Raw genomic sequence first — 3994 nt, 5'->3', positions numbered from 1 at the left:
GAATGGGGAAATGCTCCTMGACTGGATTTCGCTCGCGCTCCTCGTTCTCGTCCTGCTGCTGACGCTCTGGCTCGCGCTGCGAAAGCCCGATTCGGGCGCCGCGCACATCGAGCGCCTCGAACGGGAATTGCGCGATGAAGTCGCCCGCAGCGCCCAGGGCACGCGCCAGGAGCTGGGCCAGACGCTCGCGAGCTTCCAGCAGACGCTGCTGGCGCAACAAGGCGACGTGGCGCGCACGCAGAACGAGCAGATCGACAGCTTCCGCACCCAGCTGGCCGCCACGCAGCAGGCACAGGAAGCCACGCTGGCGCGCCTTTCCGAGCAGCAGGCGAATGCGCTGAAGCGCTTCGCCGACACGCTGGGCGACCAGCTGCGCTCGCTGTCGCAATCGAACGACCAGCGCCTCACCGAGATGCGCGGCGCGGTCGAGCAGAAGCTGTCGGCGATCCAGGCCGACAACGAGAAGAAGCTCGAGCAGATGCGGGCCACCGTCGACGAGAAGCTGCATGCCACGCTCGAGCAACGCCTCGGCGAGAGCTTCAAGCTGGTCGCCGACCGGCTCGACCAGGTGCACAAGGGCCTGGGCGAGATGCAGAACCTGGCGCGCGATGTCGGCTCGCTGAACCGCGTGCTGACCAATGTGAAGACGCGCGGCATCTTCGGCGAGGTGCAACTGGCCGGCCTGCTGGAGCAGGTGTTCACGCCGGAGCAGTACGCGGTCAACGTCGAGACGGTGCCGGGCAGCGGCGCGCGGGTCGAGTTCGCGATCCGGCTGCCGGGCCAGCGCGTCGACGGCGTGCCGCTGTGGCTGCCGATCGACGCCAAGTTCCCGCGCGAAGACTACGAACGATTGCTGGATGCGCAGGACCGCGCCGATCCGGTGGCGGTCGAGGTGGCCGCGAAGGCGATCGAGACGCGGCTGCGGCTGGAGGCGAAGTCCATCCACGACAAGTACGTGTCGCCGCCGCACACCACCGACTTCGCCATCCTGTTCGTGCCGACCGAGGGGTTGTATGCCGAGGCACTGCGCCGGCCGGGGCTGCTCGAATCGCTGCAGCGCGAGCACCACGTGATGCTGGCCGGCCCGACCACGCTGCTGGCCACGCTGAACAGCCTGCAGATGGGTTTCCGCACGCTGGCGCTGGAGAAGCGCTCGGTGGAAGTGTGGGAGGTGCTGGGCGCGGTGAAGACCGAGTTCGCGAAGTTCGGCGACGTGCTCGCGAAGACCAAGAAGAAGCTCGACGAGGCCAGCAACACGATCGACCAGGCACAGACGCGGGCCAACGTGATGGCGCGCAAGCTGAAGTCGGTCGAGGCGGTCACCGAGACGCATGCGCAGGCGCTGTTGCCGCTCGCTTTGCCGCGCGACGACGATGCCATCGTCCCCGATCTGCCGGAGARCGACGCCTAGACGATGACCCAATTTTCCCGCCCCCTGCTCGCGCTGATCCTGGGCCAGATCAGCTTGCATTCCTGCATGGCCGGGGTGCGGATGGCCGCCCCGCTGCAGGCGCTGAAGCAGGGCCAGGCAGAGTGGACGGTGGGGCTGCTGATGGCGCTGTTCGCCGCCGCGCCGGTGCTGCTCTCGCTGCCGGCCGGGCGGCTGGCCGACCGCCGCGGCTACCACGTGCCGATGCGGCTGGGCGTCGCGCTGTCGCTGGCGGGCGGCACCATCGCGGCGCTCAGCAGCCACTACCTGGCGATGTGCCTCGCGGCCATCCTGACCGGGGCCGGCGCGAACTTCGGGCTGATCACGATCCAGCGCACGGCCGGCCGCATGGCCACCGACGCGACCGAGCGCATCCGCGTCTTCAGCTGGCTGGGGCTGGCGCCGGCGCTGTCCAACGTCATCGGCCCGGTGACGGCCGGAGCGCTGATCGACCTGATGGGCTTCCGATTCGCGTTCGCGGTGCTGATGCTGATGCCGCTGGCGGCGATGGTGTCGGCGCGCTACGTGCCGGCCGAGGCCGACGTGCCGCGTCCCAGCGTGGCAGTCGCGAACCAGAGCTCGTGGGACCTGCTGCGCTCGCCGGCGCTGCGCCGGCTGCTGCTGGTGAACTGGCTGCTGTCCGCCAGCTGGGACGTGCATTCGTTCGTCGTGCCCATCCTCGGGCATGAGCGCGGCATGAGCGCCGGCGCGATCGGGCTGGTGCTGGGCCTGTTCGCGGTGTCGGTGGCCGGCGTGCGGCTGCTGATCCCGGTGCTCGCGCACCGCCTGAGCGAATCGCAGGTGCTGACCGGCGCGATGCTGTGGGTGGCGGTGATCTTCGGCGTCTACCCGTTCGTGCACTCGGCCTGGCTGATGGCCTGCTGCGCGTCGCTGCTCGGCCTGGCGCTCGGCGCGGTGCAGCCGATGGTGATGTCGACGCTGCATCACATCACGCCGCACGAGCGGCACGGCGAGGCGATCGCGTTCCGCTCGATGGCGCTGAACGGGTCCAGCACCGTGATGCCGCTGCTGTTCGGCGTGTTCGGCGCGGCGCTGGGGGCCGCGTCGCTGTTCTGGATGATGGGCCTGGCCGTCGGTGCCGGCAGCTGGCAGGCCCGTCGGATCAGAACTTGATGCCGGCCGGGTTGCTGCCGGTGCCCGACGACTGCGTCGGCCGGGCCGCCGGTGCCGTGCCATCGTTCGCCGGCGTGTTTTCGCTCACCGCCTGCTTCGGCGTGGTCAGCGGCGACGCGCCGCCCTGCGGGAAGTTGGCCGGCAGCTTCGATTCCTTCGGGTAGGCCGCGGCGTCGAGGTAGCTCGACCAGTCGTCGCGCTGGTAGCCACGCACCACCTGCGAACCGACGGTCAGCGCCGGCAGGTCGCGGGCGCCGGTGATGCGCTGCAGCGCCTCGCCGTCTTCCTTGGTCGCGATCGTCTTCTCGGCGAACGGGATGCCGCGCTGGCGCAGCGTCTGCCGGCCGGCGTCGCAGGGCGGGCAATCCTTGGTCGTGTACAGCGTCACCGGATAGCGTTGGGCCGCCTGGCGCAGCTCGTAGGGCAGGGCGACATCGTTCGCCACGCTGCCGTTGCTGTTGACCGACTGCACCTTGTTGTCGGGGCTGACCGCCGGCCGGTCGGTGTAGGTGACCTTGCCGTCGGGCCCGACCACCTTGTAGAGCGCATGCGCCGGCAGCGCGGTGAACAGCGCGGCCAGCAGCACCGGGGTCGCCTGGCTGAAGGTGCGAGCGAAGTTGCGGGCGAATATGCGGGAAGTGGATCGGGTCATGGGGAGGCTCCAACAACGCAGATGTAGATGTGTTTGCGCCCGAATTTACTTCATCAGGCCATGCCTTGATGTCGCAATAAGGCATCGATCTTCGGCTCGCGGCCCCGGAACGCCTTGAAGCTCTCCATCGCCGGGCGGCTGCCGCCGGCCTCGAGGATGGCCTGGCGGTAGYGCCGCCCGGTGGCGATGTCGAGCGCGCCGGCCTCTTCGAAGGCGCTCCAGGCGTCGGCGCTCAGCACTTCGGCCCACTTGTAGCTGTAGTAGCCGGCCGCGTAACCGCCGGAAAAGATGTGTGAGAAGCCGTGCTGGAAGCGGTTGAAGCGCGGCGGCACCAGCACCGCGACCTCGGCGCGCACCTCGTCGAGCAGGCCCTGGATGTCGGCCTGCGAGCCCGGCTCGGCATGCAGGCGCATGTCGAACAGCGAGAACTCGATCTGGCGCAGCGTCTGCAGCCCACTCTGGAAGTTCTTCGCGGCCAGCATCTTGTCGAACAGCGCGCGCGGGAGCGGCTCGCCGGTGTCGACGTGGGCGGTCAGCCGCTTCAGCACGTCCCACTCCCAGCAGAAGTTCTCCATGAACTGGCTCGGCAGTTCGACCGCGTCCCACTCGACGCCGGAGATGCCGGCCACGCCGACATCGTTCACCTGCGTCAGCATGTGGTGCAGGCCGTGCCCGAACTCGTGGAACAGCGTCGTCACGTCGTCGTGCGTCAGCAGCGCCGGGCGGCGCTTGCCGTCGACCTCGACCGGCGACGCGAAGTTGCACACCAGGTGCGCCAC

At 69.3% G+C, this 3994-nt stretch carries 4 protein-coding genes; 2 read left to right on the top strand and 2 right to left on the bottom strand.

Annotated features, from left to right (window positions below):
* Positions 1 to 10: 10 nt before the first annotated feature.
* Positions 11 to 1411: a DNA recombination protein RmuC gene (locus AC1D01_RS23925; protein WP_477870776.1), complete on the top strand. Its 1401-nt coding sequence runs from the start codon at positions 11 to 13 to the stop codon at positions 1409 to 1411.
* A gap of 3 nt (positions 1412 to 1414) precedes the next feature.
* The gene (locus AC1D01_RS23920) at positions 1415 to 2563 is read left to right on the top strand and encodes an MFS transporter (protein WP_477870774.1); all 1149 of its coding nucleotides are present in this window, start codon (positions 1415 to 1417) and stop codon (positions 2561 to 2563) included.
* On the opposite strand, the gene AC1D01_RS23915 is transcribed toward AC1D01_RS23920, so the two are convergent.
* Together AC1D01_RS23915 and AC1D01_RS23910 are read right to left on the bottom strand one after the other, a co-directional pair.
* A complete protein-coding gene (locus AC1D01_RS23915; protein WP_477870772.1) occupies positions 2553 to 3215 on the bottom strand; it encodes a glutaredoxin family protein in 663 nt (220 codons plus the stop codon). The two genes, AC1D01_RS23920 and AC1D01_RS23915, sit on opposite strands and share 11 nt — an antisense overlap.
* Positions 3216 to 3268: 53 nt before the next feature.
* On the bottom strand, positions 3269 to 3994 hold a 726-nt coding region (locus AC1D01_RS23910), incomplete at its 5' end, for a M3 family metallopeptidase (RefSeq protein ID WP_477870770.1).

The organism is Rhizobacter sp. P3_B12, assembly GCF_056402895.1.
The sequence above is the reverse complement of the archived record's forward strand: the minus strand, read 5'-3'. Positions and strand labels throughout refer to the sequence as shown.

Excerpts from the sequence above, each read along its gene's own strand:
- AC1D01_RS23920 (WP_477870774.1), top strand. The coding sequence starts at position 1,415 with ATGACCCAATTTTCCCGCCCCCTGCTCGCGCTGATCCTGGGCCAGATC.
- AC1D01_RS23915 (WP_477870772.1), bottom strand. The coding sequence starts at position 3,215 with ATGACCCGATCCACTTCCCGCATATTCGCCCGCAACTTCGCTCGCACC.